Here is a 26,800-nt window from a genome sequence, read left to right as displayed (position 1 = left end):
GCGCGGGCTGCCGGTGGGCATGCCGATGCGGCGGACGCGGCCGATGACGTCGCGTCCGCCGCAAGGGTTGTGCATCAGGCCGTGCGGGAGCGGCGGATCAGCGCCCCACCGATCAGCAGCATGAGTCCGGCCAGCAGAGCCAGCAGCGGAGCCATGTCACCACCGCCGGTCATCGCCAGCGCCGGCGCGCCGGTCGCCGCCGAAGCGACGGCCGGGTGACGCGGCGAGGTGGTGCCATCGGTTCCCGGGTCCGTGCCGGGGTCGGTGCCCGGGTCCGTGCCGGGGTCCGTTCCGGGGTCCGTTCCGGGGTCCGTTCCGGGGTCCGTTCCGGGGTCCGTGCCCGGGTCGGTGCCAGGATCCGTGCCCGGGTCGGTGCCAGGATCGGTTCCCGGATCCGTGCCGGGGACATCGACCGTGCTGTCTCCGATCACCGCGATGGCGTTGCCGCCGATCGTGATCGGCGCCGTGATCGGCAGCAGCACCTGTGTGCCGCCGAGCAGCGAGCCTTCACCGCTGGTGATGGCCCCGATCGTGCCGGGTGCCGCCGGCGAGCCGGAGGAGCCGCCGGTGACGGCCGATTCACCCAGCACCGAGATGGCGTTTCCTGTGACGGTGACGGGGGCGGTGATCGGGGCGATGACCTGGGTGCCGCCGAGGATGCTGTCGCTGCCGTCGGTCGTCGCGTCGATGGCGGGTGCCTCTGCGGGTGCGGGTGCGCCGTTGGAGGAGCCGCCGGTGACGGCCGATTCGCCCAGCACCGAGATGGCGTTTCCGGTGACGGTGATCGGGGCGGTGACCGGAGCGATGACCTGGGTGCCGCCGAGGATGCTGTCGCTGCCGTCGGTCGTCGCGTCGATGGCGGGTGCCTCTGCGGGTGCGGAGCTGTCGGCCGTTCCTCCCGATACGGCCGATTCACCCAGCACCGAGACGGCATTGCCTGTCACCGTGATCGGCACGTTCACCGAGATGAGACCCTGCGTACCGGACAGCAGACCGTCCGACCCCGACGTCGTCGCGGTCGCAGCCGGAGCAGACGCGGGGGCCGGGGCAGGGGCCGGAGACTCCACGGCTGACGTGCCGAGCACGCTCACCGCGTTGCCCGACACCGTCACCGGCGCATCGACGGCGATCAACGCCTGCGTGCCGGATGCCACCCCGTCGTCCCCACTTGTCTCCGCGACGGGCGCGGGTGCGGGAGCCGGTGCAGCTGCAGGTGCGGCAGCGGGGGCCGAGGCGACCACGCTGGTGCCGAGCACCGATACGGCGTTGCCGACGACGTTCACCGGCGCGGTGATCGGAGCGAGGATCTGCGTGCCCGAGAGGAGACCATCGTCTCCGTCGGTCTCGGCCGCATTGGCGGCCGATGCGCCGAGCAGCGAGACGCCACCGGCGAGGAGTACGCCCCACAGGGCGTACTTGACGTGCTTGTTCATGAGAGAAACTCCTGATCTGTTCGAGATGAAGACCGCACGGTCGTGCGGCCGGGCATGCCGATGCACGATCGGCCGCCCTCTCGTCAGTCAGGAGAGACGTCGGTGCTGCCCGCCGGAGACGGTGGCAGCGCGGCATCCGCGGGGATGCCCGAGCGCGTCGACATCGCCTGGATGACGCGCGCTGAAGAAGGACCGTCCGAGCTCGCGCCCGGTGCGGGTCCGCCGCCGCCGCTGGCGGACGACGTCGCGACGGCAGGCGCCAGCGCGGGTGCGACGGCGGGGCTGTGAGACGGCGTGAACTGTCGCGCTCCGACGTCTTGGGGGAACCTCGCGCCTGCGCCGCGTTCGGACGAGAACGGGCCGGATGCCGCGGACTGGCGCGCGGCCTCGGGCACCGGAGGAACCACGGAGCCGACGATGACGTCGACGGCGGATGCGGGCCCCTCATGCGGCGCCGGCGGCAGCTCGACTCCCGGCTTCGCCGGCTCATCGGTGCCCGGGATGCTCGGCTGGAGGCCGTCGACGATGGGATCCACGGTGCTGTCGACCACCGGAGGAACGACCGCGAGAACCCCGTCCACACCGGTCGCGACCTCGTCGACGAGGTCGGTCGCCCCGAGTCCTTCGAGCACCGCACCGATCACGGGGACGTCGCCGACGGCATCCGTCACGGGCGTCACGATGGCGCTCACGGGAGACGACGAGGCGATCTCTCCAACGGTCTCGGTGACGGCTGAGACGGTGCCGCCGGCCTGAGAGACGGTCTGCGCCACGGGTGCGCCGACGATCGGAACCTGCGCCACCGATCCGGTCGTCTTCGCGACGACCTTCTCGACCGTCTGGACCACCGGGGCGGCGGCCTGCTCGACGGTCGACGTCGTCGTCTGCACGACCGGAGTGACGACATCGCCGATGGTGTCTCCGACGAGAGAGGTGAGCCCGGAGAGGGGAGCGGCCGGCTCATCGTCGGCCCTGGCCTCATCGCCACCGGTGAACGCTGTCAGCAGCGCCCAGGCGAGCACGAGGAAGGCGCCCCAGAGGTACACCGCTGGTATGCGGCGCCCGGTGGTCTCCAGGTGCATGATCGTGATCCCCATCGCATCCGATATTTCGGCCTACTTGGGCGTGACGATACCGCACGGCGGTCGGGTCGTCCACCCCCTGTGCACGCGTGATCTGGAAGCAGAAGTGCGGCGGGTGTCTCGCGAAGTGGGAGCGAGACACCCGCCGCGGCGGAGGCAGGAAAGCCGATCCGCCATCAGGGCGTCATGGAGAGGGGGTCCATGACTGCCCGAGATGCCGACCGCTGGTGAGACCGGGGAGAATCACCGGCAGGTTCGGCATCGGCCGTCGGCGGCGCCGAGCCCTCCCCCGAAGGCGGGCGCTCGGCCGACGGGAGTCGTCAGGCCGGGATGCTGCGGCAGGCGCCCGTGCGGGCGCGATGCGCGAGTGCGCGCATAAGAGCTCCAGAGTGAGTGGGACTGCGGATCGTGGGAGTCCGGAGCTCAGTCGGGAGGGCAGTCGGTGGCCGCGGCCGGACCGACGGGGAGTCGATCGTCGTCGTGGACGACGGACTCGAGGCGGGATGCGTGGTGGCTCGAGGCGGCGTCGTCGACGACGCCCGCGAAGAGCAGCAGCGAGGAGGATCCGGATGCCGATGCGCCGCCGCCCGAGACAGCCGCGCTCAGCGAGAACGAGGGCGCCTGGTCGTCCAGAGGCGCGGACTCCGGCGTCGCCTCGATGACGGTCGCGGTCGAAGGGGCCCCGGTCGAGGCGATCGCACCGGCCCATGTCGCAGGCACGGTCGCACGGAGCGCCCGGCTGGTCGACTGCACACCGTCGCGAGTATGGCGGGCTGAGCCTTCGGAGGTGAGCGCGGTCATGAGCGCGTTCGCGCGCTCGCGCGCAGGCTGCGCAGCCCGGTCGGGCAGCATCTGGGGGCCTCTCAGCCCCTGGGCGCCTGGCAGCCCCTGGGCGCCTGGCCGTGCGGCGGCGCCGCGATCGACGAGGCCTGCCACGTGGTCGGCTGCGCGGGCGGCGGACGCGACGACGTCGTTCTTCGTCTTGGTGGTCTTCGGCTGCGGGGTGGTGGCGTCGCGCAGCTCCGCGAGGGTGGCGCGCGTCGAGGCGGTCGCGGGCCGTGCCGACGTGCTTGCGGCGGGCTTGTCGCTGACCGGACCGGTCGCGAGGCTCTTGAGCGCGGCGGTCAGTGGTGCCGACGTGGTCGCCATGGCCCTCTGCGCGCCGGCCGCAGAAGCCGCAGCCCCCCGAACGGGAGCGGGAGCGGCGGGAGCCGGAGCGGCCTGTGCAGGGGTGGCAGGGGTGGCAGGGGCCTGTGCAGGGGTGGCAGGAGCAGCAGGGGCCTGGGCAGGAGCGGCAGGAGCGGCAGGAGCCTGGGCAGGCGCAGCAGGAGCCTGTGCAGGGTTGGGAGCGGGAGCGGGCGCAGCCGCGGGAGGTGCGTTCCGAACGACCTGGACGGCGACCGGCTCCGCTGCAGTCGGTGCCGCAGTGCGGACCACGGAAGACGGCAGAGCGGGAGCCGCTGCGGACGCAGGGGGGCCTGCCGGTGGGACATCCGGTCGTTCTGCGGCTGACGCCTGCGAAACCCCGAGGATCGACGAGAGCAGCACCCACGCGAGAACGCCGAGACCACACCACAGCCACAGGCTGCGGCGATCTGCTGATGCGAATCGCACGGTCTGTCTCCCCGGTGAGTCGCCCTATGTCGGCGGACGTTACTCGATCGTGCGAATCTACCCCGGCGGGGGCGAGAAGTCCACACGGGGGAGCGCGATCGGCGCGCGCCGCGCCCGGGACGAACTCGCACTTGACTTTCCCCAGGTTGTGCACATTCGACCACCTGACGAACAAACCTTAAATCTCACGTTGAAACGGAATTCCGTCCACAGGGTGGGGATCACGGAAAAAGCTGGTCAAGAGGGATAAATTCGTGGGGGAGTGAAACTCTCCACCATGTTGTCCACAGTCGTTCTGCACAGACACTCGGGAGTTCTCCGCACACTCTCCACATAGTTATCCACAGGGGTGGTTGCATGGGGATAACTCCGCTCCTAGCTTGGGGGAGACCGGATGTCGGTAGTGGGTGTTTCGCTTGTGCCTGCGAGCGGCGCACGCAGCCGGTCGCTGTAGCCGATGACGATGATCGAGTCGAGTCGGCCGGGAGGAGCACGGTGTCGATCGCAGATATCTCAGACGAGCGTCTTGGCGGTACGCGCGCCCCCGAGCGGACCCCTCCGCACGACCTTCTCGCCGAGCAGAGCGCGCTGGGTGGAATGCTGCTCTCGAAGGACGCCGTCGCCGATGTGATCGAGACGCTCAAGGGCGCCGATTTCTACGTGCCCAAGCACGAGCTGATCTTCGAGGCGATCCTCTCGCTGTACTCGCACGGCGAGCCGACCGATGTCGTCGCCGTCACAGACGAGCTGATCAAGACCGGCGAGCTGGGGCGCGCGGGCGGCGCCGACTACCTGCACACGCTCACATCGATCGTGCCGACCGCGGCGAACGCCGGCTACTACGCCGGGATCGTCTCCGAGCGGGCGATCCTGCGGCGCCTGGTCGACGCGGGCACGCGCATCGTGCAGCTCGGCTACGCGGGCGAGGGCGATGCGACCGACATCGTCAACAACGCGCAGGCCGAGATCTACTCGGTCACCGGCTCCGAGACCGCCGAGGACTACGTGCCGCTCACCGTGGCCGTCGATGCCGCCGTCGAGGAGATCGAGGCCGCCAACGGCCGTGACGGCACCATGACCGGCATCCCGACCGGCTTCCGAGAGCTCGACGAGCTGACCAACGGCCTGCACGGCGGTCAGATGATCGTCGTCGCCGCGAGGCCTGCCATGGGCAAGTCGACGCTGGCTCTGGACTTCGCCCGCGCGGCGTCCATCGGCCACAACGAGCCGTCGATCTTCTTCTCGCTCGAGATGGGCAAGAGCGAGATCGCGATGCGCCTGCTCAGCGCCGAGGGTGCGATCCCGCTGCAGAACATGCGAAAGGGAACACTCGATCCGCGTGACTGGACCACCGTCGCCGCGACTCGAGGGCGCATCAACGACGCACCGCTGTACATCGACGACAGCCCCAACATGACCCTCGTCGAGATCCGCGCCAAGTGCCGCCGGCTCAAGCAGAAGGCGGGGCTTCGCCTCGTCGTGATCGACTACCTGCAGCTGATGACGAGCGGCAAGCGCGTCGAGTCGCGTCAGCAGGAGGTCTCGGAGTTCTCGCGGGCGCTCAAGCTGCTCGCGAAGGAGCTGCAGGTGCCGGTGATCGCGCTGTCGCAGCTGAACCGTGGCGCAGAGCAGCGTGCCGACAAGAAGCCGGCGATCAGCGACCTGCGCGAGTCGGGCTCGATCGAGCAGGACGCCGACATGGTGATCCTGCTGCACCGCGAGGCCGCCTACGACAAGGACATCCGCCCGGGCGAGGCCGATCTGATCGTCGCCAAGCACCGAAACGGTCCCACCGCGACGATCACCGTCGCCTTCCAGGGCCACTACTCCCGATTCATGGACATGGCCCCGGGCGACTTCGGCGGCGGTGGCGGCGACTTCAACTGAGCCGCCGGCACGACGCGGACGAGGGCCCTGCGGGTGATCCTCCACCCGGGATCGTCATCGAATGCGATGGCCGATATCCGCCAGCGATGCACGGGACGATCCCGGATCGTTGCCTGTGTGAGTCCCGATACCTTCGTCGCACTGCTGCTGTTCCTGTTTCCACTCGCATACAGCCCCGGCCCCGGCAACGCCTTCTTCGCAGGGATCGGCGCATCGAGGGGGCTGCGCGCGGCTCTTCCTGCGCTGACGGGCTATCACGCCGCGACGTTCGTCGTGACCGCGGCCCTCGGGCTCGGGATGGGCGCGACCCTCCTCAATGACCCCGTGGTCGCGAGGACTCTCGCGGCGCTCGGGGGCGTATACGTGCTGTGGCTGGCGTTCGCGTTCCTCCGCTCGGCGGTGTCCGGGCCGAAGACGGGTATGTCCGATGCCGGACCGACGCGGATCGGATTCTGGTCCGGGGTCGTGGTGCTGGTGCTGAACCCGAAGGCGTACTACATCATCGCCGTCATGTTCACCCAGTTCCTCCGACCTCCGGCGAACGACGACGTGGCGACGACCTTGGCGCTCACCGCCGTCTTCACGATCAACAACCTGGTCGCGTTCATCGTCTGGGTGCTCGGCGGTAGCGCGCTGGCGATGCTGTTCCGCGGCGAACGGTCCACGCGCTGGATCGACGGCCTGTTCGCGGTGACTCTGGTGGGCGTGGCGATCTGGATGGCCGTCCCGATCTTCGCGCCGAGCTGAGACAGGAAGCGACGATCGGCCGACCCCACCCCCTCGGTGTCAGCGAACGCCGGATGTCAGGCGATCTCGACGGCCGTGCTCTCGGCCGGCTCCGGTTCGCGCGTCTTCCTGCGTGCCCAGCGCACCGGCAGATCGTCACCGTCCCACACCTGGATGATGCCCCACACGGCCGCGGTGACCGGAACGGCGAGCACCGCGCCGATGAGCCCGCTGAGCGCGGTGCCCACGGCGAGGGCGACCAGGATGACGAACGCGTGCAGCTTCATCGTGCGCCCCATCAGGAAGGGCTGGAGCAGGTTTCCCTCCAGCTGGTTGACGAGCACGACGACTCCGACGACCAGCAGCGCGTTCACCCACCCGTTCGCGACCAGGGCGACGAGGGCGGCCAGCACCCCGGCCAGCGTCGCACCGACGATGGGGATGAATGCCAGCAGGAACACGAGGACGGCGAGCGGGATCGCCAGTGGCACCTGCAGGATCAGCAGGCCGATCAGGATGCCGACGGCGTCGACGAGCGCCACCGTCGCGGTTCCCCGCACGTACGAGCCCAGCACGCCGACGGTCTTCGCGCCGATGCGGCGCGCGCGGCGCTCGCTCTCGCCGCGGAACGGGCGCAGCAGGAACTCCCACATCTGCGGGCCGTCCTTGAGGAAGAAGAAGAGGATCGTGACCAGCAGCACGAACCCCGTGACGAAGCTGGCGACCGCGCCGACTCCGGCCAGGGCACCCGAACCGAACTGCGCGCTGGTGACGAAGTCGGTGAGCGTCTTCGTCCACTCCTCGAGCTGCTCAGGGGTGAACAGCTGGAAGGGCAGCGTGTTGGTCCAGTCGATCAGGTGATCGATGCCCTCCTGCGCCTGCGCGTACAGCTCATCCCACTGAGTGCGCACCGCCCAGACGATCAGCCAGCTCAGGGCGCTGAGGACGGCGACGATGGCGAACAGGGTGATGATGGTTGCCGGCAGGTCGGGAACGCGACGTCGGCGCAGCCAGTTCATCGCGGGTGCGAAGGCGCAGGCGAGGATGAGCGCGATGGCGAGCGGGATCGTCACCAGGGTGAGGTACTGGATGACGAACACGATGCCGGCTGCCACGGCGACCGTGACGATGATCTGGATCGATCGGATGCCGAGGCGGCCGAATCCGTCGGCCCAGAGGCTCCATGGCGCGCGGCTCGCGCGGAGGTCGAGGGTGGTCGGGTCGAGCTGGACGCGTCGTGGGCGATCGCTGCTGAACAGGGCCATGCCGTGAGCCTAAGCGGCGCTCACTCCTCGCTGCGCATGATTGACCGCGCGGCGCGAATGCGGCACACTGCCCGCCTGATGACGAGCATCGCGATCACGGATCGACGATGTCGAAGACCCCGCCGCCGCCGCGCGGCAAGGACGGGTCGCGGTTCGGGTCGACGACGTCGACCGGGTCGCTGAAGGCCGGTCCGGCGTACCAGTCGGCGTCGATGACGGCGAATGAGAACGGGTACCACCCGTCTGCGAACATCCTGATCCGGCGGACCGCGTGGCCGTTCTCATCGAGGGTGACAGTCGCATCGGTCTTCGGCGTCGACACCCAGACGGTTCCGTTCGGGGGCCCGGTGATCGAGACCACGATCCCTGTCGTCTGGGCTTCATCGAGCGGGATCGGTCCATCGATCTGCTCGAAGCCCTGCACGGCCGGCGGCTGCACGACGATCGTTCCGGTCGTCGCGAGCGACTGCTCCGTGGCGCTGTACGCCCACACCGCGTAGTCGTACGATCCGGCGTCGAACGCCAGCGGGCGCGTGTCGAAGCTCCATGACCCATCCGGCTCGACGTCGATCTCATACCTCTGCGATGCGAAGTCGATCGCCACGGCGTTGCCGGGAGCCGTTTGACCGGTGATGAACGGTGCGGTGTATCCGGTCACATCTGTCGGCGAGGTGACCCCGGGTGTCAGTGCCGGTTCGCCCCCCGGCTCCTCGCTGGGCCCGGGCACCTCCGGGCCGGCGGGCGCGGGTGCGACCGGAACGTACTGGCCCGCCGGAGCTTGGTCGAACTCGATGGACTCGATGTTCGGATCCGTGTTCCCGCGCCCGAGCGCCGGGGGCTCAGGCGACGGCGTCGGTGTGGGCGTCGCAGGAGGCAGGGGGTCTATGCGGTCGAGGGGGAGCTCGGATGGAGTGGATGCCGGGGTCGGCGCGGTGGCTGTCTCGGGTCGTGCGGCGTCGGCTTCGCCCGGATTGAGGAAGAAGGAGCCGAGGAGGATGCCGCCGACCGCGAGCACCCCCGCGGTGACCACGAGCACCCCAGCGCCGGTGGAGAGCAGGCCGGCGATCCCCACGCCCGCTCCGGCGATGATGACGCCGGAGGCGACCGCGGTGGTCGGTGCCAGCGCGCCGGCACCGGGAAGGGCGACGCTGAGAGCGCCGAAGCCGGCGGCCGAGAGCGTGACGCCCTGCAGCCGGCGTGCGTCGGTCTGAAGACTCACCAGAAGGTCGCTGCACACGCTGCAGGTCTCGAGGTGCGGCGCGATCTGCAGAGTGAGCACCTCGTCGTTGGGGTCGGAGAGGTGCCTCGGGAGAAGACGGGCCACGTGCGTCTCGTCGTCGCGCAGCAGCACGGGCACCTGCCGGCTCAGCCATTGGAGTCTCAGCCCGGATCGCGCCCGCCGGTGCAGAGCCGAGACCGCGTTCGGCTTGATGCCGAGTTCTCGGGCGATCTCGGGTCGCGCGACCTCGGCGACCTCCGACAGCCAGAGCACCTTCTGCCAGCGCTCCGGCAGGTCCTGGAATGCGCCGAGCAGGTCGCTCGCGTCGGACTCCCGCTCGACCAGACTCAGCCCGTCGCTGAAGTCGACCGCATCGGCCTCGGCCCATTCATCGAACCTGCTGGCCTCCTTGCGCCAGCGGATCGCGGTGTTGCGGATGACCGCCTTGAGGTACGAGCGGAAGGCGAAGTCCGGGCCCTTGCTCGTGGTGGTGACCTGCTGATAGATCGCCAGCAGCGCTTCGGAGGCGAGGTCCTCCGCGCGCGACGGCAGCATCCGGCGCGAGTACCGCAGCGCGGCACCGATGTGGCGTTCCCACAGGACCACGTACGCATCGCGATCGCCGTTTCGCAGCTCGCGAAGCAGATCCGCGTCGCTCCGAGGATCCTCCATGGCGCTCCCTTGACCCCTCTCGTGCCCCATAGCGATGATATGGGGATCCGAGATGGATGGCGATGGAGCGCGAGAGAAGCGCTAGGCGGCGGCCTTCACCGGGCGCCCGGGTCGAGGGCATCCGTGATGCGCTTCACCACCATCCAGGCGAGAGCGGCGGCGGCGATCCAGAGCACGTCGCCCGCGATGGCGACGCTGATCGCGGCGCTCAGCGCTGGCACCGTCTCCGCGGCGTTCGTCATGTTGGTCGAGATCACGTACGTCAGGCTCGACGCGATCCACAGCGCCCACCATCCGCCCAGAAGGCCGCCGCTCACGGGGGCGTTCGCGCCGCGCACGATGTCCTTGACGTTCTGGAACGGGAACCACCACGCCACCACCGGGATGAACCACGATCCGACGTGCCATCCTGGCGAGCGACGCAGCGCCGCCGGCGGAACCGATGACGCGGCGCGATGCTGCCAGATGAGCCAGCAGACTCCCGCGGCGATCGTGATGAGGCTCGTGACCCCGGCGAGCAGCAGCGACACGGCGTCGTACGACTGCAGGGCGTCGATCCCGACGAGGCCGGAGGAGAAGGCGCCGAGCGACGAGACGCCCCAGAACTCGGTCGCGATCGCGATCAGTGTGGCGACGGCCGATGCCACGATCAGCCAGCGGGTCGCCGCCCCGATCCCGCGCAGCGGTCGCAGACCGACCGGCTGGGGTGCGACGGGTGCCGCGTACGCGAACTGGCCGGGCGACGGCGGGTGAGCGGGGGCGCCGTACGCGGGGACGGGCATCTGCGGGTAGCCGGGATCGCCGTAGACGGGAACCGACGGCTGGGGGTACGTCGGTTCGCCGTAGAGCGGCGAGGTCGGCGGTGCGGGCGGCGGCGCGTACGCCGGAGGTGCCGGCGTAGTCTGCGCATCGGCGGTGGGCGGCTCGGCCGGCGCGGCCGCGGGGTCAGGTGCTCCGTGCGGATGGCGCGGTGGCTCGGGCGGCGGAGGAGGGGGAGTGAGATCGCTCATGGGGAATCCTTCGGCTCGGCGTTGCCCGAACAGTATCAGCCGCCTTCACCGGCAGACAGGGCCTGGCGCTACGACTCCGCAGGTTTCGTCGGCAGCTGAGGACCGTGGTTCCAGGCGAGGATCGCCGGCTGCTCGCGCGCGAATCCGAGCACCGAGACCGACCCGGCGTCGAGCGAGATCGACGCCCCGAACCGCGGAGCCTGGCGCAGGAAGACGGCGGTGAGGATGCGCAGGTAGTGGCCGTGCGCGACGAGGGCGACGTCGCCGGACGCCATCGCCGGCAGCACCCTCGTCAGCACCCGGGACGCCCGTGCCGCGACCTCCTCGACCGTCTCGCCGGGCGTCTCGCCGCGGATCACACCGTGCGCGAAGGTGGTCCAGTTGTAGCCCAGCTCCGCGCGGATGTCCCTGGTGGTGCGGCCCTCGTACCCGCCGTAGTCCCATTCGACGAGCAGCGGGTCGATCCCGGCATCCAGTCCCGCCAGTTCTGCCGTGCGCCGTGCGCGCTGCAGCGGCGAGCTCAGCACGAGCCCGAAATCGTACCCCTTCACCAGCTCGCCGGCGGCGCGAGCGAGCTCCTCGCCGTGTTCCGTCAGCGGGATGTCGGTCAGCCCGGTGTGCCTGCCGGTGCGCGACCACTCGGTCTCGCCGTGCCGCAGCAGCACGAGCTTGCCCTGCGGGGCATCAGGAGCGGGGTGATCGGGCAGCTGGTCGACGGCATCCACACTCTCACCGTAACCCGCCACCTGGTCAGATCCGCTCGGCGAGCACGCGCGCGGTCGCAGCCGGGTCGGGTCGGTGCATGATCGATTCGGGCACGACGACCAGCTCGGCACCAGGGATCTGAGAGGCGAGACGATCCGACGACGCGATCAGGAACGGGAAGGTCTGCTCGCCCCTCAGCACGGTCACGGGCACCGCCACCCCGAGCAGCGCGGCATCGGGCCGCCGCACGCGCGAGGTGAGATTCACGTCGTACACCGTGGACTGTCCGAGCGGTGCGAGGGCGGCGAGCATGCCGTTCGTCCGACCCGCGTCGACCATCTCGCGGGGCAGCCCGACCGCGTCGAGCTGGAAGGTCGCCACAGCCTCATCCGGGCGGCCGTCGTCGACCAGAGCCTGGAGGCGGTCGGCGAGGTCCGGCCCGTGGCCGGAGCCGTCGAAGTCGATCGGCGGCTCGGAGAGGAACAGCGCGCCCGTCGCCACGCCGCGCGATGCCGCATACAGCGCCAGCACGGCTCCCGACGAGTGCCCGAGCACGGCATCCGCCCCGCCGGCGGCGGAGATGACGGCGGCCAGGTCGGCCACCTCGTCATCCGGGCCCGACCCCGTGCGGTCGCCGCTGTCGCCACGCGCCCGCCGGTCCCAGGTGACGGCGCGAAAGCCGGCGTCGGCCAGTGCCTGAGCCAGGGGAGCCGCGTCGGCCGCGGTCGAGAGCGCGCCGTTCACGATCACGACGGTGCGACCGTCGCCTCGGGAGGAGTACGCGATGGGAGTGCCGTCTGCAGAGTTCGCGATGGTCATGCGCCCATCAGAACACGAGCGTCCGACAAACGGGCTTCACGGCACGAGCACGCGCGCCGCCTGCGGAAGACGGGTGCGCACGTCGAACGCCTCGACCGCGCCCAGCGGCCTGGCCCCGGGTATCCCGCCGCGCAGCACCGTGCGCAGCGAGCTGCGGCGCACCACCGCGACCAGCACGCCGCGCACGGAGCCGAGCACGGTGACGGCCTCGTCGAGCTGCTCGTCGGGCAGGATCAGGATCGCCCCGGCGAACCGCACCCGCGCTGCGCGGGAGATCGTCCGCACCCGGGCGAGGAGATCCGCGACGGGCGTCTCCCCGCCGACGCCCGTCCCGATCACCTCGCCCTGACGGAACCGCACGGGGTCGCCGAAGTCCTCGGATGCGAGCCCGTAGAGCCCGGCCGGCCCCAGCACCGCGTGCGACAGCTTCTGCGCGGCATCCGATCCGGCGACCAGATCGTGCCAGGCCGTGAACCCGATGCCGAGGTCGTCGATCGTCGACGCCGTCGCCTCCTCGGCGAGCGCCTCCGCGAGCATCCGCCTCGCCTGCCACGGCGCCGAGCGCACGGTGACGGGATCCACCGCCTCGCGCGCCGTGACGGCTCGGCCGAGGTGCTCGGTCAGCAGCTGCAGGTACCGCAGGCGATGCCATGCGCCGGCCGTGCCGTACGACTTCGTGCCCGGCCTGGTGCCGGAACGGCGGCCGGATGCCGACGGCGCCGCCCATGCGCCGCTGCTGCGGTCGTATCGGGCCCTGGCCTCGGGAGTGCCGATCAGCTCCCACGCCCGCTGCACGCGCACGAACAGCGCGGCGTCTCCGCCCGTGTCAGGGTGCGTCTGCCGCAGCCGCAGCCGGTATGCGCGCCGCAGCTCATCGTCATCGGCGCTCGCCGCGACCCCGAGGAGCTCGTACGCGGATGCCGAGAGCGGGCCGTCGAACGTCACCCTCACACGTTAGACCGGCGCGACGAGCTCCGAGAAACCACCCCACTCGTGAGTGACCGCATCACTCGTGAGAGACCGCGGGCTCGCCCTTCAAGAACTCCAGCGCCGCCATCCGGAACGCCTTCGCGCCCGGGGCGTTGAAGTGATGACGCCCCGGGATCTCGAAGAACGTCGCCTGCGGCGCAGCCTCGGCGAGCCGGCGCGAGCCGGCGAGCACCGCATCCTGCTCTCCCGTCGCGAACAGCACCGGCTGCTGCGGCGCGTGCGCGGTGTCCGGATCGATCGAGCGGGAGTCGCGCATCCCCTCGGCCAGCGCGAGCAGCGCATACATGTCGTTGCCGGGCACCCGCTCGGCCAGGGCGACGTAGTTCTGCGTCACCGGGTCGGTCACCGGGGTGCCGTCGTCGGCGTACCGGCGCACCTGATCGGTGTCGAGCCTGTCGAGCGGGATGCCGTCCGGCACCCCTCCGAGCACCGCCCGCGGGATGCGGTCGGCGAGGTCGAGCGCCACCTGCCAGCCGACACGCGCTCCCAGCGAGTATCCGACGTACATGGCCTCGTCGATCAGGAACGTGTCGAGCACCGACTCGATGTCGCGCGCGAGGTTGCGCACCGTGTAGCCGGCCGATTCGTGCGGCTTCTGACTCGCGCCGTGCCCGCGCTGGTCGATGCCGAGGATGCGGAACCCCTCGCGCTCGAGCATCCGCACCCACCCGGTGTGCACCCACGTGTCGGCGGTGCTCGACGCGAACCCGTGCACGAGCACGAGCGCGGGTCCGTCTGGATCCCCCCACGAGTAGGAGGCCAGGGCTACGCCGTCGCCCACTTCGACGTACTGGGGATCGGGCAGCTTCGTGAGTGCGGAGAGGATGTCGACCACCCTCCCATCATGCTCCTGTCAGCACTACGGAAGGGTGATCGTGAACCCTCCGCCCCGTACGCGCACGGATCGTCCTCGCGCCGCCTGCCCGTGCTGCGAACCATCCCAGCCGTAGGTGCGTCCGTCTCCTTCGGCGAGCGGGGCGTGTTGCCGGTCGGTCGCTGTGCTGTTCGCATAGAGCACCGCGTCACCGGCTGCGGTCTCGTACACCGCCGTGGTCACCAGAGGCTGCACGACCAGGGCATCCAGGCGCACGTCTCCGCGGCTCGTGCACCGCACCACCGCACGCTCCAGCGACTCGCCGAGCAGCTGCGGCACCAGCATCCCGTCCGCCTCGGTCAGCCCGCGCGTGCCGGTGCCGCCGGCCGGAGTCGTCTTCGTCCAGGTGCGCCCGCCTGCCCGCACCTCCCACACCGCGTCGCCGACATCCGTCGCCTGGCGCCAGATGAGCCCGTGCAGCACGGCGGCCTCCGCCACCTCGAACTCGACCCACTCCCCCTCGGGCACCTGCACGTAGGCACCGCCCGACAGGTTCCCCTCGCCGGTCCACGCGCCCGTCGCGGGGCGAACCACCGTGCACCCGGGCGAGAGGGTCGCGTTCTCGGCGTCGATGGCGCGCAGGCCCGTGTGCGCCCTCAGCCCGGAGATCGACGTGGCGATCGCGGCGACGTCGGGGGCGCTGTCGAGCAGCAGCATGGTGAGCTGCCCGTGGATCGTCGACTCCGCACCCGAGTTGCGGTTGACCCTGCCGTCGGTCTCCACGCCGTCGAAGGTGACGCCGGTCGCCGGGTCGTACACGGGCACGCCGGCCGTGTTGGCTCCGAAGAACCACCCGGCGGCGAGGCCGGCGAGCACACGGTGCCCTGCGCCCCCGGCCTGCAGCGCTCCCGCGACCCGGCCATGCGCGCCGTACGCGATCTGGGCCTCGGCCGGCAGCGGCGCCCACGCGTTGGCGGGACCACCGCAGGTCAGCACGAGCGGGGTGAACCCGCCGGCGTCTCCGGCCGACGCGGACACCCACTCCCGCCTGCCGAGCAGCGAGCCGGCGGCTGCCAGCGCCTCTGGCGCGGCAGCTCCCCAGGCATGCCAGAAGCCGAGGGAGCCGGTCCACGGCAGCACCGCCCCGAACGGCCAGCCGCCGTCAGGATCCGTCGCCATGCTCGCGACGCCCTCGCCGTACGAGGCGAGCGCTCGCCGTATCCGCGCGTCGTCCGGCAGGGTGCGTGCCGCGGCGACGAGACCGAGCATGGCTTCGGCCGTGGCGTCCGCTCCGCCGGTGATCAGCCAGGCCGGCAGCTCAACGCCGTCGCTCTGCACGAAGGTCCCCACCTTCGACAGCGACTGACGCTGGAGGGCATCGAGGCACAGATGCAGCCGCTCGAGGAGGAAGGCCGCGAATGCGGCATCCTCCTTCCGGAAGGCCGCGCAGCCCTCTCCGAATGCCCAGACGGTGCGGGCGAGCCAGTACGACTCGGCCGAATCCGACGGATCGGGCAGCTCCACCGGGATCGCACTCGGGTTCAGCGTGCCGTCCGCCTGCTGCCACAGCACGACGTTGCCCGTGTTCGGCCCGTCGACGGTCTGTAGGTATGCGAGCGTCCTGAGCAGTTCCCGGGCGTCGTCGCGGCTGCGCTCGCCGCCGCCGGCCCGCCAGTCGCGCAGGAACACCACCGCTGCGCGGGAGATGTCGTCGGCGTTGTACGCCCCCTGCGTCCAGTGGCCCGTGGTCTCGTCGAGCGTTCCGCCGCCGACGCGGCGGAAACCGCCGGATCCGTCGGAGTCGGCGTAGGTCCACGGGGCGAGCGCCCGCGGCTCGGCCTCGATCTCGAAGGTGGTGTGCGCGTCGGTCGGTGCGAGCGGCACCTCGTCGAGCAGGAATCGCAGGTGGTCGAGGTTGGTCAGCCGCCCCGCTCCCGCATGTCGCGTCGGTCGTGCGGATGCCGTCTGCGCGGCGACGGCGGGCGCAGCGCCCGCCCCGGCGGTGATGACGGATGCCGCCCCGAGCGCGGAGGCGCCGGCTGCGGTCAGGAACCCGCGTCGCGTGGTCTCCATGATTCTCATTCCTCTCTCAGAGCCCTGCCCCAGGGCTGCTCGGGGTCGTGGATCGCGACGGCCAGCGTCGTGTCGGACTGGCCGTAGTACGCGAACCACTTCCCGTGGAACTTCACGAGGCCCTCCACGAAGGTCACGTTCGACACGAGACCGTTGAGGTCCTCGAAGGTCTGCGGCCTGAGCCACGGCTCCTGCATGCGGGCGATGACGCGGGTCGGCTCATCCGGATCGATCGCGATCTGGCCGCAGCGGTAGTCGACGTCGACCGAGCCGTCGTCGTGCACGGTGCGCGTCGCCCCGTTGGTGAGCATCAAGAGAAGGCCGTTGTCCGTCACGACGGGAGACGTGCCGATCTCCACGAGGGCCTCGTCCCAGGTGCCCGGTGTGGGCGAGTACATCGGCTCGGTGTCAGGCGTGCCTGGCGTCCAGTGGATGAGATCGTCGCTGGTGGCCCAGTAGATGCCGCCCTCGCCGAAGTACATCCACCACTTCCCGTGCATCCTCACCGGCACGATCACGCCGGCCTTCGACCAGTTGAACCCGCGCGGGTCCATGGTCTTGAACGTGTCGAAGTCGTCGAAGAGCGGGCCATGCCTCGTCCATTCGCGCAGGTCTGTGGAGGTGGCCAGGCACAGCTGGGCGCTGCGGCGATCCCAGCCCGTGTACGTGAGGTAGTAGGTGCCGTCGATGAGCGCGATGCGAGGGTCCTCGCAGCCGTAGCGCTCGTAGTCCTCGGCGGGGGAGAGGATCGGCTCGTCCTCGCGGGTGAAGTTCACCCCGTCGCGTGAGCGGGCCAGTCCGATGTGCGAGACGATGTCGTCGGCGTGGGCGCGGTACAGCAGCAGCACCTCGTCGCCGTCGACGAGAGCCGCCGGGTTGTAGAGGTTGGACGACTCCCAGCTCTCGCCGCGAGGCCGCAGGATGGGGTTCCCCTCGTAGGGGGTGAAGGGTCCGAGCGGGAAGGATGCTCCGGTGAACATGATGTCCTTTCTGAGACGCGTCGGGGGCGTCAGCCCTTGACGGCGGCCCCGAGATCGGTGGCGGTGAAGAAGCGCTGGAAGACGCAGAAGAGCACGACGACGGGCAGCGCGAGAGCCGTCGCGCCGGCGAGGATCGCGCCGTTCGGGTTGGCGGTCGACTGAGCGACGTTGGAGATGTAGTTCGCGAGCGAGACGGCCAGCGGCTGCAGCGAGGCGTCCTTCGTGATGAGGAACGGCCAGAGGAACTCGTTCCACGGGCCGATGAAGGTGATCAGCACCACGGTCACCAGCACCGGCCGGATCAGCGGCACAGCCACCGCGGTGAGCAGGCGCAGCTCGCCGGCGCCGTCGATGCGCGCGGCCTCGAAGATCTCGGCAGGCAGCGATTTGAAGAACTGGGTGAAGATGAACACCGCCGTCGTGTTGATCGCGAACGGCAGGATCATCCCGAGGTACGAGTCGCCCAGACCGTAGGTGCGCGTGATCTGCACGTAGAGCGGGATCATCAGCAGCTGGAACGGCACCATCTGCACGAGCAGCATCAGCACCCACAGCACACCGCGACCGCGGAAGTCGAGCCGCGCGAGGGCGTACCCCGCGAGCATCCCGAACACCACCGTGCCGAGCAGCACGCCGGCGGTGAAGATGAGCGAGTTCAGCAGCGAGCGGAGCAGATCGATGCGCGAGTCGATGTTCGCGAAGTTCTGCAGAGTCCAGCCGCCCATCGGCAGCAGCTCGTCCGGTGCGTTCGTCGGGTTCTCCTGGAACGCGCCGACGATCATGAAGTAGAACGGGAACACGAACACGATCGCCGCCAGCGTGAGCAGCGTCACGCTCAGCACGCGGGGGAGTCGTCGTCTGGCACGCATCATCGCTCCTGGGTGGCTCGGTTCGCGATCAGCGACAGTGCGCCGACCAGCACGACGAGGATCATCCCGATCGCCGCAGCGGTGTCGGGGTTCTGCTGCTGGATGCCCTGCTGATAGATCAGCAGCACGGGGGTGACCGACGCTCCGTCCGGTCCGCCGCCGCTGGTGAGCAGGTAGGGCTCGGTGAACAGGTTCGCTCCGGTGATGATCGACAGGATCAGCACGAGCGTCGTCGCGTTGCGCACCCCGGGGACGGTCACGTTCATGAATCGGGCGAACCCGCCCGCCCCGTCGGTCTCAGCCGACTCGTAGAGCTCCTTCGGCACGTTCTGCAGCGCGGCGAGGTACAGCAGGATGTAGAACCCGAGCTGCTTCCAGGTGACGTAGAGCGCGATCATCGGCATCGCCAGCGCGCTGTTCACCAGCCACGACGGCTTCGGGGCGAGATCGCCGAGGAAGGTGTTGATGAGCCCGTTGCTCGAGAACATCAGCATCCAGACGCCTACCAGCGAGACGCTGGCCGTCAGGTAGGGCACGTAGAAGGCGACCCGGTACGCCGCCACCCACCGGATGCCGCTGTTCAGCGCCGTAGCGAGGACCATCGACAGCACGACGGTGAGCGGCACGTTGATCACCAGGAACACGAGCGTGTTGCGGAACGCGTCGAACACCTTCGGATCGGTCATCACCTCGGCGAAGTTGTCGAAGCCCACGAACGGCCGCTCGGGTTCGACTCCGGGGGCGGTGAAGAAGTAGTCGTGGAACGCGATGTAGACGGCGAAGATCAGCGGGTACGCGAAGATCGCCAGCACGAACACGAAATACGGCAGGGCGAACAGGCCGCCCAGCGGCTGCGCACCGAGGATCCTGGTGCGCAGCCGCGTGCTCCGGTCGGTCATCGCGTCACTCGGCGACGATGCCGTCGATCTTCTCGGCGGCCTTCTCGAGGAACTCCGAGGTGGGCTCCTTGCCGAAGATCACCGATGCGGAGTACTCGTCGCGGAACGCCTGCCACGCCTCCACCGAGTTGGGGATGCTGGGCACATCGACCGTGTTCTCGGCCTGATCGGCGAAGGCGACGTAGTTCGGGTTCGCGTCGAAGTAGTCGGGGTAGGTGTCGCGCAGATCGGTGCGCATCGGCATCTGACCCGTCTTCTCGAGCAGCAGTCCGTCGTTCTCCTCGTTCGTCGCGAACTGCAGGAACTCCCACGCGGTGCCCTGGTTCTTGCACGAGGTGAACATCGAGATGCTCTTCGAGTCGGCGAAGGTCTTCGGGTTCTCCTGACCGTCCGATGTCGGCACCGGCATGAAGCCGACGTCGACGGTGTCGGCGTACGACGGGATCGCCCAGGGGCCGGCGAGCTGCATGGCGGTCGTGCCCGACGACATGGCGTCGTCTGTGGACTTCTCGTTCGGGGCCAGCTTCTCCTTGTAGACGGTCGCCCAGAAGTCGGCGACCTTCGCGCCCGCGTCCGAGTCGATGGTGGCCTTGCCGTCTTCGACCAGCATCGTGCCGTCGGTCTCGGCCAGGTAGAAGGGGTAGAAGTCGAACCAGGGCTGGTAGAACTCGCTCGTCGGAGCCGGCCAGATCGCGCTCTGCACGCCCGAGTTCACGATCGCGCGCGCACCGTCGAGGAATGCGTCGTACGTGTTCATCTTCGGGTCGTCGGCGTCGAGTCCGGCCTTGGTGAACAGCTCCTTGTTGTACATCACCATGACGGGGTTCGACTTCCACGGCAGCTGGTAGAAGGCGTCGTCCGTACGGTAGGAGTCGACGTCGCCGCCGCGTCCGCCGATGTAGTCGTCGGCGCCGTCGAGCGTGCTGAGATCGACGAGTCCGCCCTGCTTGACCCAGCCCGAGACCGCCGCCGGAGCGATGTTGAACACCAGGCACGGCGCGGTGCCTGCGGTGATGGCAGCGGTGATCGCCTCTTCCGAGGATGAGGCGGCGGGGATCTCCTGCGCCTCGACCTGGGCATCCGGATGCTCGTCGTTCCAGGCCTTCACGACCTCCTTGCCCCAGGCGAGCTCCTGCTCGTTGTTCGACAGCCAGATCTTGATGCCGCCTGCGCCGTCGTTCGCCTCTGTGCCGCCACCGGCGCCGCCGGCCGAGCAGCCGGTGACGACGAGTGCGAATGCGCCGATGAGCGCTGCGGAATGGATCTTCTTCATGGTGTCCTCCTCGAAACGTCAGGGCCCGCGGATGCCGGTCCCGAGGTGCTTTCCCGAAAATGCACGATGTTGCAGTCGATGAGCTCGGTGCGCGGTTCGGCACCGAGGATGGCGCCGCGCAGAAGCCGCGCGGCGGCCCGGCCACGGGCGGCCGGGTCGGATGAGACGCTCGTCAGCGATGGAGAGAGGTGCGCCGAGAGCGGATCGTCGTCGAAGCCGGCGACGGCCAGGTCGCCGGGAACGGTCAGGCCCTGCGCGCGGGCGTACGACAGGCCGGCGATCGCCATGGTGTCGTTGGAGTAGAGGATCGCGGTGGGACGATCGGCGAGGGCCAGCAGCTCGGCGGTGCGATCGCGGCCGCTGCGGGCGCTGAAGTCGCCCTCTCGCAGCAGCGCCGCGTCTCCCATGACCTCGACATAGGCGTCGGCGCGTGCGCGCGAGTGCACGTAGTCGAGCGGTCCCGAGACGTGGGCGATGCGCCGGTGACCGGCATCGCGGAGATGATCGATCAGCTGCCGCACGGGCTCGCCGTCGTCGGTGCGCACGCACGAGAAGTCGTGCTCCTCGTCGTATGCCCCGACGATCACGGTGGGCACGCCCAGTTCGTCGAGCAGGGGGACGCGCCAGTCCTCGACGCGCAGATCGAGCAGGATCGCCCCATCGGCCCTGCCGTGCGCCATCGACCGGTATGCGCGCTGCTCGGCATCCCGATCCGGCACGACCTGCAGCATCAGCGCGGTCTCGGTCTCGGCCAGCACCGACTCGACCCCGGCGATGAACGCGGGGAAGAACGAGTCGTTGGCGATGACGTCGGGGTCGCGGGCCAGCACCACGCCGACGGCGTTGGCGCGTCGGGTCGCCAGCGAGCGCGCACTCTGGCTCGGCACCCAGTTGAGGCGCTCGGCCGCGGCCAGCACGCGGGCCCGTGTCTCCTCCGAGATCGGGCGGTTGCCGCTCAGCGCGTGCGAGACCGTTGCCTTCGTGACGCCCGCCTCGCGGGCGACGTCGGCGATCGTCGTGCGATTCATGCCACCTCCGTGTGGCGAAGCCTCGCTGCGATGCGAGGCTAACCGGTTTGATTGGTACGAAGGTAAACCGGTTTGACGACGAAAGTCAATGGGGTTGACGAAACGCGCGGATTCCCTGAGCTACGAACGCGGCTCGTCCTCGCCCTCCGCCTGCGACGGGTGCCCGTCGGTGTCGGGGTCGGGTCGCCGGGGCGGGTCGTTCGGATCCTCTCCCTCTGCCTGGCTCGGGTGGTCGCCGCCGCCCGAGCGGCCGCTGGTCCGGGCCGTCTGCAGGCCCTCGTCGCGGTCGCGGTCCTCTGGTCCGGTCGATGCGTCGTCGCTCATCGCTCCTCCTTCGTCGTGTCAGGCGACGCTAGAGCAGGGCATCCGGTTCGCCGAGCGGGTTGACAGCCTCACCTGAGAAGGGCGACGAGCTGACCCTCGATCCGCCGCGACGGGTCGACGACGACCCCTTCGTCGTACAGGTCGAACACGCGCGGGTCGACGTAGCTGGCGCGGGCGACCGCGGGGGTGTTTCCCAGGGCGGATGCCGCGACGCGCACCGCCTGGGCCACTGCGCGCGAGCGCGCGCTCGCCGACGGCTTCGCACCGATCTCGGCGAGGGCGACGGCGGCCGAGATGGTGCCGTGCAGTGTGCGGAAGTCCTTCGCGGTGAACTCGCCGCCGGTGCGCAGCCGGACGTCCTCGTTGATGTCGGCCGCCCTCAGCGGATGCCATGCCGCGTCGTCGTCCTGCCAGCTCAGCAGCAGCGAGCGTCCCCCTCTGCGCTTGAGGCCGGTGACGAGTCCTGCGAGGTCCGCATCGTCGACCTCCGACTCCCACGGCTGTCCGCTCTTGCCGGGGAAGCGCAGCTCGACGACCCGGCCTGCGCGCACGCGGGCGTGAGATCCGCGCAGGGTGACGAGTCCGATGCTGCCGTGCGTCTTCGCGTACTGCTCCGACCCGACGCGCAGCAGGGCCGAGTCGAGCATCTTGAACGCCCCGGCGAGCAGCCGCGGCCTGGCGAACCCGTCGGTGCGCAGGTCTCGGGTGACGCCGCCTCGCGCAGCGGGAAGCACCTCGGCGAGCTGCAGCATGCGGTCGAACTTCTCGCGCGCCATCCGCTCGTGCCAGGCGGGGTGGTAGATGTACTGGCGGCGGTCGGCCGCATCGATGCCGGTCGCCAGGATGTGCCCGTTCGCGTAGGGGCACATCCACACGTCGGTCCACGCGGGAGGAACGACGACCCCGCGCAGCCGCTCGAGCACCCCGGGGTCGTCGACAGCCGCGCCGTCAGGGCCGATGAACCGGTGGCCGCGACCGTGGCGCACCCGTCGGATACCGGGAGAGTGCGGGTCGCTTCGACGCAGGCGGGTCATGCATCCGGACTATCCGACGACGCCGAGGGCGGGCAAGCCCCTGGCGCCGCGAGCGCGGAAGAAATATCGCTCGCGCCCTCGAACTCCTCGAAACGATTCGATAGGATGGCGGCAGCGGCGCCGTGACGATCACGGTGCCGTCGTCTTTTCACCGGCAGCCCCCTCAGCCCTCTTCCCGGATCATCATGGCAACCACCCTCATCACGGGCCGTCCCTGGCGCGTCATCCTGCTGTTCTCCGTGCCCCTGCTCATCGGCAACGTGGTGCAGCAGCTGTACCAGTTCGTCGACACGATCGTCGTCGGGCGCTGGCTCGGCGTCGACTCGCTCGCGGCCGTCGGCGCCACGGGCAGCCTCATCTTCCTCGTCATCGGCTTCGCCTGGGGCCTCGCCAGCGGCTTCGCCATCCCGACCGCGCAGGCCTTCGGGGCGGGGGATGCCAGGGGCGTGAGCCGCTCGGTCGCCACCGGCACCCTGCTCACCGCGGCGACCAGCCTGATCCTCACTGTGCTCGGACCGGTCATCGCCCGGCCGTTCCTCGAGCTGCTGCAGACGCCGCCGGAGCTGATCGCCGAGGCGACCGTCTTCACGCAGGTGACGTTCATCGGCGGCAGCACGATCATGTTCTTCAATTACCTCGCGGCGATCATCCGCTCGATCGGCGACTCGACCACCCCGCTCGTGTTCCTCACCATCTCGTGCGCGCTCAACGTCGGCCTGGTGATCCTCATGGTGGGTCCGCTCGGCTGGGGCGTGGCGGGCGCTGCGTGGGCGACGGTGGTCGCACAGGCGGTATCGGTGCTGCTCTGCCTCGGATACCTGTGGCGCAGGCTTCCGGTGCTGCACGTGCACCGCGATGACTGGAAGGTCGACCGCGCAGAGGTGCTCGAGCACCTGCGGCTGGGACTGCCGATGGGCTTCCAGGCCTCGATCATCGCGATCGGGGCCCTCGTGGTGCAGGTGGCGCTGAACACGCTCGGCTCCGAAGAGGTCGCCGCATACACGGCGGCATCCCGTGTCGACAGCCTCGCCAGCGCCTTCCTCGCCTCGCTGGGACTGGCCGCATCGATGTACGCGGCGCAGAACCTCGGAGCGCGCCGGCCCGACCGCATCCGGCGCGGCACGATCCAGGCGCTGTGGATGGCGGTCATCGCCTCGGTCATCCTGGGCGCGATCATGATCGCCTTCGGCGAGCCGGTGGTGCGCCTGTTCGTCGGCGACGGCGCCGACCACGTCGTCGACCTCGCCCACCAGATGCTGATCATCAACGGCGTCACCTACACGCTCCTCGGCGTGCTGTTCGTGCTGCGCGGTGTGCTGCAGGGGGTCGGGCGCGTGCTCGTGCCGACGGTCACCGGAGTGATCGAGCTGATCGCGCGCGTGGTGGCCGCCCTGGTGCTGGGGGCGATGTGGGACTTCGCGGGCGTCGCGATGAGCAACCCTCTGGCGTGGATCGGCGCGGTCGTCATCCTGGTGCCGGCCTACGTCGCCGCGCATCGCGCGTTCGCTCGCATGCCCGTCGAGCCGATCGAGACCACGCTGACGACGCCGATCCCGGTGATCGGCCCGACGGAGGGGTCGCGGATGGTGGATGCCGTGTTCACCGCGCCGGTGCCTGTGGTCGCTCCACGCTTGAACGCCCTGCGTCTGCCCCGTCTGTCCCGTCTGCCCCGGACCCCTCGCCGCCCGCGCTGACCCCGGCCTCCCCTCGCCTCCCCATGCTCTCGACGACCCAGAGCGGGTGAGCGCACGGCCAGGCCGTTCACACGTCATCCTGCAGGATGATGCCGAATCGTTCCCTCGGGGGACGCACGGATGTGATCTCCGCGCGTAACCTGGTTCACAGAAGCACGCCGGGGGGCGGCGTGCGGATGACCGGGGGGTCGAGAATGTCCAGTCTCGCAGTGACAAACACGCTGGCATCGGTGTTCGTGCCGATCGGCGTCGCCGGAGCGGTGATCGCCGTCGCCTGCGCTCTCGTCACCGCGTTCGCGCTCGCGCGCGGCGCGGCCGGGCTCGCAGGCGGCGGCATCGGCGTGTGGATCGTGGGCGCGCTGCTCAGCCTGTCCGCGTCGTTCGCGATGCAGTGGATGCCGTTCTTCGTCGCCGCCGGCGCACTCGTCGCGGCCTTCGTCGTCGCGCCCCTGGCACGGATGCTCTTCCGCGGGGTCCTCCGGGCGCGCACCGGCGATGCTGCGGCGGCAGAGGCCGCGCCGACGGCAGCCTCCGGGGCAGCGCGGCCGACCCCTTCGCCCGCGCCGGGGCGCGGCATCCCGGCCAGGAACATCACTGACACCGTCCGCGTCGCGTCCTGACCGCGAAGCGATCGCGCCTACCGGCGGTGGTCGCGGTCGAACTGCTGGCCGGCCGCGTCGCCGGACGCCACGCGCTCAGCCTCCCGCGCCCGCAGCTCGACCCGTCTGATCTTGCCGGAGATCGTCTTCGGCAGCTCGGGCACGAACTCGATGATCCGCACCCACAGATGCGATGACAGCCTCTCGCGCGCGAACGCGAAGATCTGCGCCGCCGCATCCCGCTCGGCCTCCGCTCCCGAGCCGGCATCGGCGCGCAGGCAGACGTACGCCTTCGGAACGGCGAGCCGCGTCTCGTCGGGGCTGGGGACCACGGCGGCTTCGATGACGAGGTCGTGCTCGAGCAGAACCGACTCCAGTTCGAACGGCGAGATCTTGTAGTCGGATGCCTTGAACACGTCGTCCGCGCGTCCGATGTACGTCAGGTATCCGTCGTCGTCGCGCACCGCGATGTCGCCCGTGTGGTGGTAGCCGCCGGCGCGTGACTCGGCGGTCTTCTCGGGGTCCTCGTAGTACCCGGCCATGAGACCGAGGGGCTGCTGCGAGAGGTCGAGCGCGATCTCGCCCTCGCGATCGGCGGGCGCGCCGGTCACCGGGTCGAGCAGCACGACCGGATAGCCCGGGAGCGGCCGGCCCATCGAGCCGTCCTTCACGACCTGGCCGGGGGAGTTGCCGATGCACGCCGTCATCTCGGTCTGCCCGAAGCCGTCGCGGATGGTCGATCCCCAGGCATCCCGAACCCGTGCGATCACCTCGGGGTTCAGCGGCTCACCGGCGCCGACGAGTTCGCGCGGCGGATGGGTCAGCCGGTCCAGTTCTGCCTGGATCAGCATCCGCCACACCGTCGGCGGGGCGCAGAAGGTCGACACCCGGTGCGTGTCCATCACCTGCATGAGCGTGTTCGCGTCGAAGCGCTCGTAGTTGTAGACGAACACCGTCGCCTCCGCGAGGAACGGCGAGTAGAAGCTCGACCAGGCGTGCTTCGCCCACCCGGGGGAGGAGATGTTGAGGTGCACGTCGTCGGGTCGGACCCCCAGCCACCACATGGTCGAGAGGTGCCCGACCGGGTACGACACGTGCGTGTGCTGCACGAGCTTGGGCCTGCTGGTGGTGCCGCTGGTGAAGTAGAGCAGGGCGGTGTCGGATGCCGGGGTCGGCCCCTCGGGCTCGAACGCCTGAGCGGCGCCCGTCGATGCGGCGAAGTCGTGCCACCCGTCCGGTGCCTCGCCCACGGCGATGCGCAGCAGCGCGGTGTCGGCCTCGCGCGTGGCATCCGCCACCCGCTCCGCCAGGCTGCCGAGGGCGACGACGGCGCGGGCGCGGCCGTGGGCGATCCGGTAGGCGAGGTCGGATGCCGAGAGCAGCGTCGAGGTGGGGATCGCGACCGCCCCGAGCTTGGTGATCGCGAGCATGATCTCCCACAGCTCGATCGTGTTGTTCAGCATCACGATGAGGTGGTCGCCGCGATGGATGCCCAGATCGCGCAGCCAGCACGCGACCTGATCGGACCGTGCGGCCAGGTCGCCGTACGTCCAGCTGCGCATCGACAGGTCAGACGAGACGATCTGCACGGCAGGCCGGTCGGGCTGCTCTCCGGCGACGACGTCGAACCACTCCAGGGCGAAGTTGAACGAGTCGAGCTGCGGCCACGCGAAACCGGCGGTCGCCGTGTCGTAGTCGTCCCCATAAGCGAAGAGGAAGTCGCGCATCTCGCGGACGGCGGTGGTTGCGGCGGTGGCGGCGCGGGTCATCTGGAGCTCCCTTGCTGAAACT

At 70.0% G+C, this 26,800-nt stretch carries 23 protein-coding genes; 4 read left to right on the top strand and 19 right to left on the bottom strand.

The features are described 5' to 3' along the window. Nucleotides 1-74: 74 nt before the first annotated feature. From FVO59_RS05470 to FVO59_RS05460, 3 genes are all read right to left on the bottom strand, one after another. The gene (locus tag FVO59_RS05470) at nucleotides 75-1,433 is read right to left on the bottom strand and encodes a chaplin family protein (protein ID WP_182255452.1); all 1,359 of its coding nucleotides are present in this window, start codon (nucleotides 1,431-1,433) and stop codon (nucleotides 75-77) included. Between the two features lie 83 nt (nucleotides 1,434-1,516). Beyond that, complete coding sequence (locus FVO59_RS05465) at nucleotides 1,517-2,515, bottom strand: hypothetical protein (protein WP_182255450.1); 999 nt, start codon at nucleotides 2,513-2,515, stop codon at nucleotides 1,517-1,519. A gap of 423 nt (nucleotides 2,516-2,938) precedes the next feature. After that, entirely contained in the window at nucleotides 2,939-3,664 is a 726-nt protein-coding gene (locus FVO59_RS05460; RefSeq protein WP_182255449.1) for a hypothetical protein, read from the bottom strand. A gap of 960 nt (nucleotides 3,665-4,624) precedes the next feature. Between FVO59_RS05460 and dnaB the strand changes: the two genes are divergently transcribed. Beyond that, nucleotides 4,625-6,016, top strand: a complete 1,392-nt coding sequence (gene dnaB / locus FVO59_RS05455) for a replicative DNA helicase (protein WP_182255447.1) — start codon at nucleotides 4,625-4,627, stop codon at nucleotides 6,014-6,016. A 117-nt stretch (nucleotides 6,017-6,133) separates the two neighbouring features. Next, nucleotides 6,134-6,763 (top strand): LysE family translocator, encoded by a 630-nt coding sequence (locus tag FVO59_RS05450; protein WP_220465700.1) that lies wholly within the window; start codon nucleotides 6,134-6,136, stop codon nucleotides 6,761-6,763. 56 nt (nucleotides 6,764-6,819) lie between these two features. On the opposite strand, the gene FVO59_RS05445 is transcribed toward FVO59_RS05450, so the two are convergent. The 15 genes from FVO59_RS05445 to FVO59_RS05375 all read right to left on the bottom strand — a co-directional run bounded on the left by FVO59_RS05445 (nucleotide 6,820) and on the right by FVO59_RS05375 (nucleotide 22,716). After that, a complete protein-coding gene (locus FVO59_RS05445; protein WP_182255442.1) occupies nucleotides 6,820-8,007 on the bottom strand; it encodes an AI-2E family transporter in 1,188 nt (395 codons plus the stop codon). Between the two features lie 94 nt (nucleotides 8,008-8,101). Next, the gene (locus tag FVO59_RS05440) at nucleotides 8,102-9,898 is read right to left on the bottom strand and encodes an RNA polymerase sigma factor (RefSeq protein ID WP_182255440.1); all 1,797 of its coding nucleotides are present in this window, start codon (nucleotides 9,896-9,898) and stop codon (nucleotides 8,102-8,104) included. A gap of 95 nt (nucleotides 9,899-9,993) precedes the next feature. Further along, the gene (locus FVO59_RS05435) at nucleotides 9,994-10,908 is read right to left on the bottom strand and encodes a DUF4328 domain-containing protein (protein WP_182255438.1); all 915 of its coding nucleotides are present in this window, start codon (nucleotides 10,906-10,908) and stop codon (nucleotides 9,994-9,996) included. 68 nt (nucleotides 10,909-10,976) lie between these two features. Further along, the gene (locus FVO59_RS05430) at nucleotides 10,977-11,633 is read right to left on the bottom strand and encodes a histidine phosphatase family protein (RefSeq protein ID WP_259363462.1); all 657 of its coding nucleotides are present in this window, start codon (nucleotides 11,631-11,633) and stop codon (nucleotides 10,977-10,979) included. Between the two features lie 25 nt (nucleotides 11,634-11,658). Beyond that, nucleotides 11,659-12,432 carry an alpha/beta fold hydrolase gene (locus FVO59_RS05425; RefSeq protein ID WP_182255436.1) on the bottom strand — a complete coding sequence of 258 codons (774 nt, stop codon included), beginning with the start codon at nucleotides 12,430-12,432 and terminating at the stop codon, nucleotides 11,659-11,661. A gap of 36 nt (nucleotides 12,433-12,468) precedes the next feature. Beyond that, nucleotides 12,469-13,377, bottom strand: coding sequence for a J domain-containing protein (locus FVO59_RS05420; RefSeq protein WP_430736335.1), 909 nt, complete (start codon nucleotides 13,375-13,377; stop codon nucleotides 12,469-12,471). A gap of 61 nt (nucleotides 13,378-13,438) precedes the next feature. Next, a complete protein-coding gene (locus tag FVO59_RS05415; protein ID WP_182255432.1) occupies nucleotides 13,439-14,257 on the bottom strand; it encodes an alpha/beta fold hydrolase in 819 nt (272 codons plus the stop codon). A gap of 24 nt (nucleotides 14,258-14,281) precedes the next feature. Next, nucleotides 14,282-16,309 carry a hypothetical protein gene (locus tag FVO59_RS05410; protein WP_259363461.1) on the bottom strand — a complete coding sequence of 676 codons (2,028 nt, stop codon included), beginning with the start codon at nucleotides 16,307-16,309 and terminating at the stop codon, nucleotides 14,282-14,284. Nucleotides 16,310-16,314: 5 nt separating this feature from the next. Further along, entirely contained in the window at nucleotides 16,315-17,289 is a 975-nt protein-coding gene (locus FVO59_RS05405) for a glycoside hydrolase family 130 protein (protein ID WP_182255428.1), read from the bottom strand. 29 nt (nucleotides 17,290-17,318) lie between these two features. Then, a complete protein-coding gene (locus FVO59_RS05400; protein ID WP_182255426.1) occupies nucleotides 17,319-18,161 on the bottom strand; it encodes a carbohydrate ABC transporter permease in 843 nt (280 codons plus the stop codon). Continuing rightward, nucleotides 18,158-19,057, bottom strand: a complete 900-nt coding sequence (locus FVO59_RS05395) for a carbohydrate ABC transporter permease (protein WP_182255424.1) — start codon at nucleotides 19,055-19,057, stop codon at nucleotides 18,158-18,160. Before FVO59_RS05395 ends, FVO59_RS05400 begins: the two co-directional genes overlap by 4 nt. A 4-nt stretch (nucleotides 19,058-19,061) precedes the next feature. Then, complete coding sequence (locus FVO59_RS05390; protein ID WP_182255422.1) at nucleotides 19,062-20,330, bottom strand: sugar ABC transporter substrate-binding protein; 1,269 nt, start codon at nucleotides 20,328-20,330, stop codon at nucleotides 19,062-19,064. Beyond that, nucleotides 20,327-21,358, bottom strand: a complete 1,032-nt coding sequence (locus tag FVO59_RS05385; protein ID WP_182255420.1) for a LacI family DNA-binding transcriptional regulator — start codon at nucleotides 21,356-21,358, stop codon at nucleotides 20,327-20,329. Before FVO59_RS05385 ends, FVO59_RS05390 begins: the two co-directional genes overlap by 4 nt. A gap of 120 nt (nucleotides 21,359-21,478) precedes the next feature. Continuing rightward, nucleotides 21,479-21,682: a hypothetical protein gene (locus tag FVO59_RS05380; RefSeq protein ID WP_182256935.1), complete on the bottom strand. Its 204-nt coding sequence runs from the start codon at nucleotides 21,680-21,682 to the stop codon at nucleotides 21,479-21,481. 68 nt (nucleotides 21,683-21,750) lie between these two features. Further along, nucleotides 21,751-22,716 carry a DNA topoisomerase IB gene (locus tag FVO59_RS05375; RefSeq protein WP_182255418.1) on the bottom strand — a complete coding sequence of 322 codons (966 nt, stop codon included), beginning with the start codon at nucleotides 22,714-22,716 and terminating at the stop codon, nucleotides 21,751-21,753. Between the two features lie 185 nt (nucleotides 22,717-22,901). Between FVO59_RS05375 and FVO59_RS05370 the strand changes: the two genes are divergently transcribed. Next, the gene (locus FVO59_RS05370) at nucleotides 22,902-24,410 is read left to right on the top strand and encodes an MATE family efflux transporter (RefSeq protein WP_182255416.1); all 1,509 of its coding nucleotides are present in this window, start codon (nucleotides 22,902-22,904) and stop codon (nucleotides 24,408-24,410) included. Nucleotides 24,411-24,619: 209 nt separating this feature from the next. Continuing rightward, nucleotides 24,620-25,030 (top strand): hypothetical protein, encoded by a 411-nt coding sequence (locus FVO59_RS05365; RefSeq protein WP_182255414.1) that lies wholly within the window; start codon nucleotides 24,620-24,622, stop codon nucleotides 25,028-25,030. 17 nt (nucleotides 25,031-25,047) lie between these two features. Here FVO59_RS05365 and FVO59_RS05360 read toward each other — a convergent pair whose 3' ends face one another. Continuing rightward, entirely contained in the window at nucleotides 25,048-26,778 is a 1,731-nt protein-coding gene (locus FVO59_RS05360; RefSeq protein ID WP_182255412.1) for an AMP-binding protein, read from the bottom strand. Nucleotides 26,779-26,800: the final 22 nt, after the last annotated feature.

Origin of the sequence: Microbacterium esteraromaticum, assembly GCF_014084045.1 — a bacterium.
GTDB classification, from domain to species: domain Bacteria; phylum Actinomycetota; class Actinomycetes; order Actinomycetales; family Microbacteriaceae; genus Microbacterium; species Microbacterium esteraromaticum_D.
The sequence above is the reverse complement of the archived record's forward strand: the minus strand, read 5'-3'. Positions and strand labels throughout refer to the sequence as shown.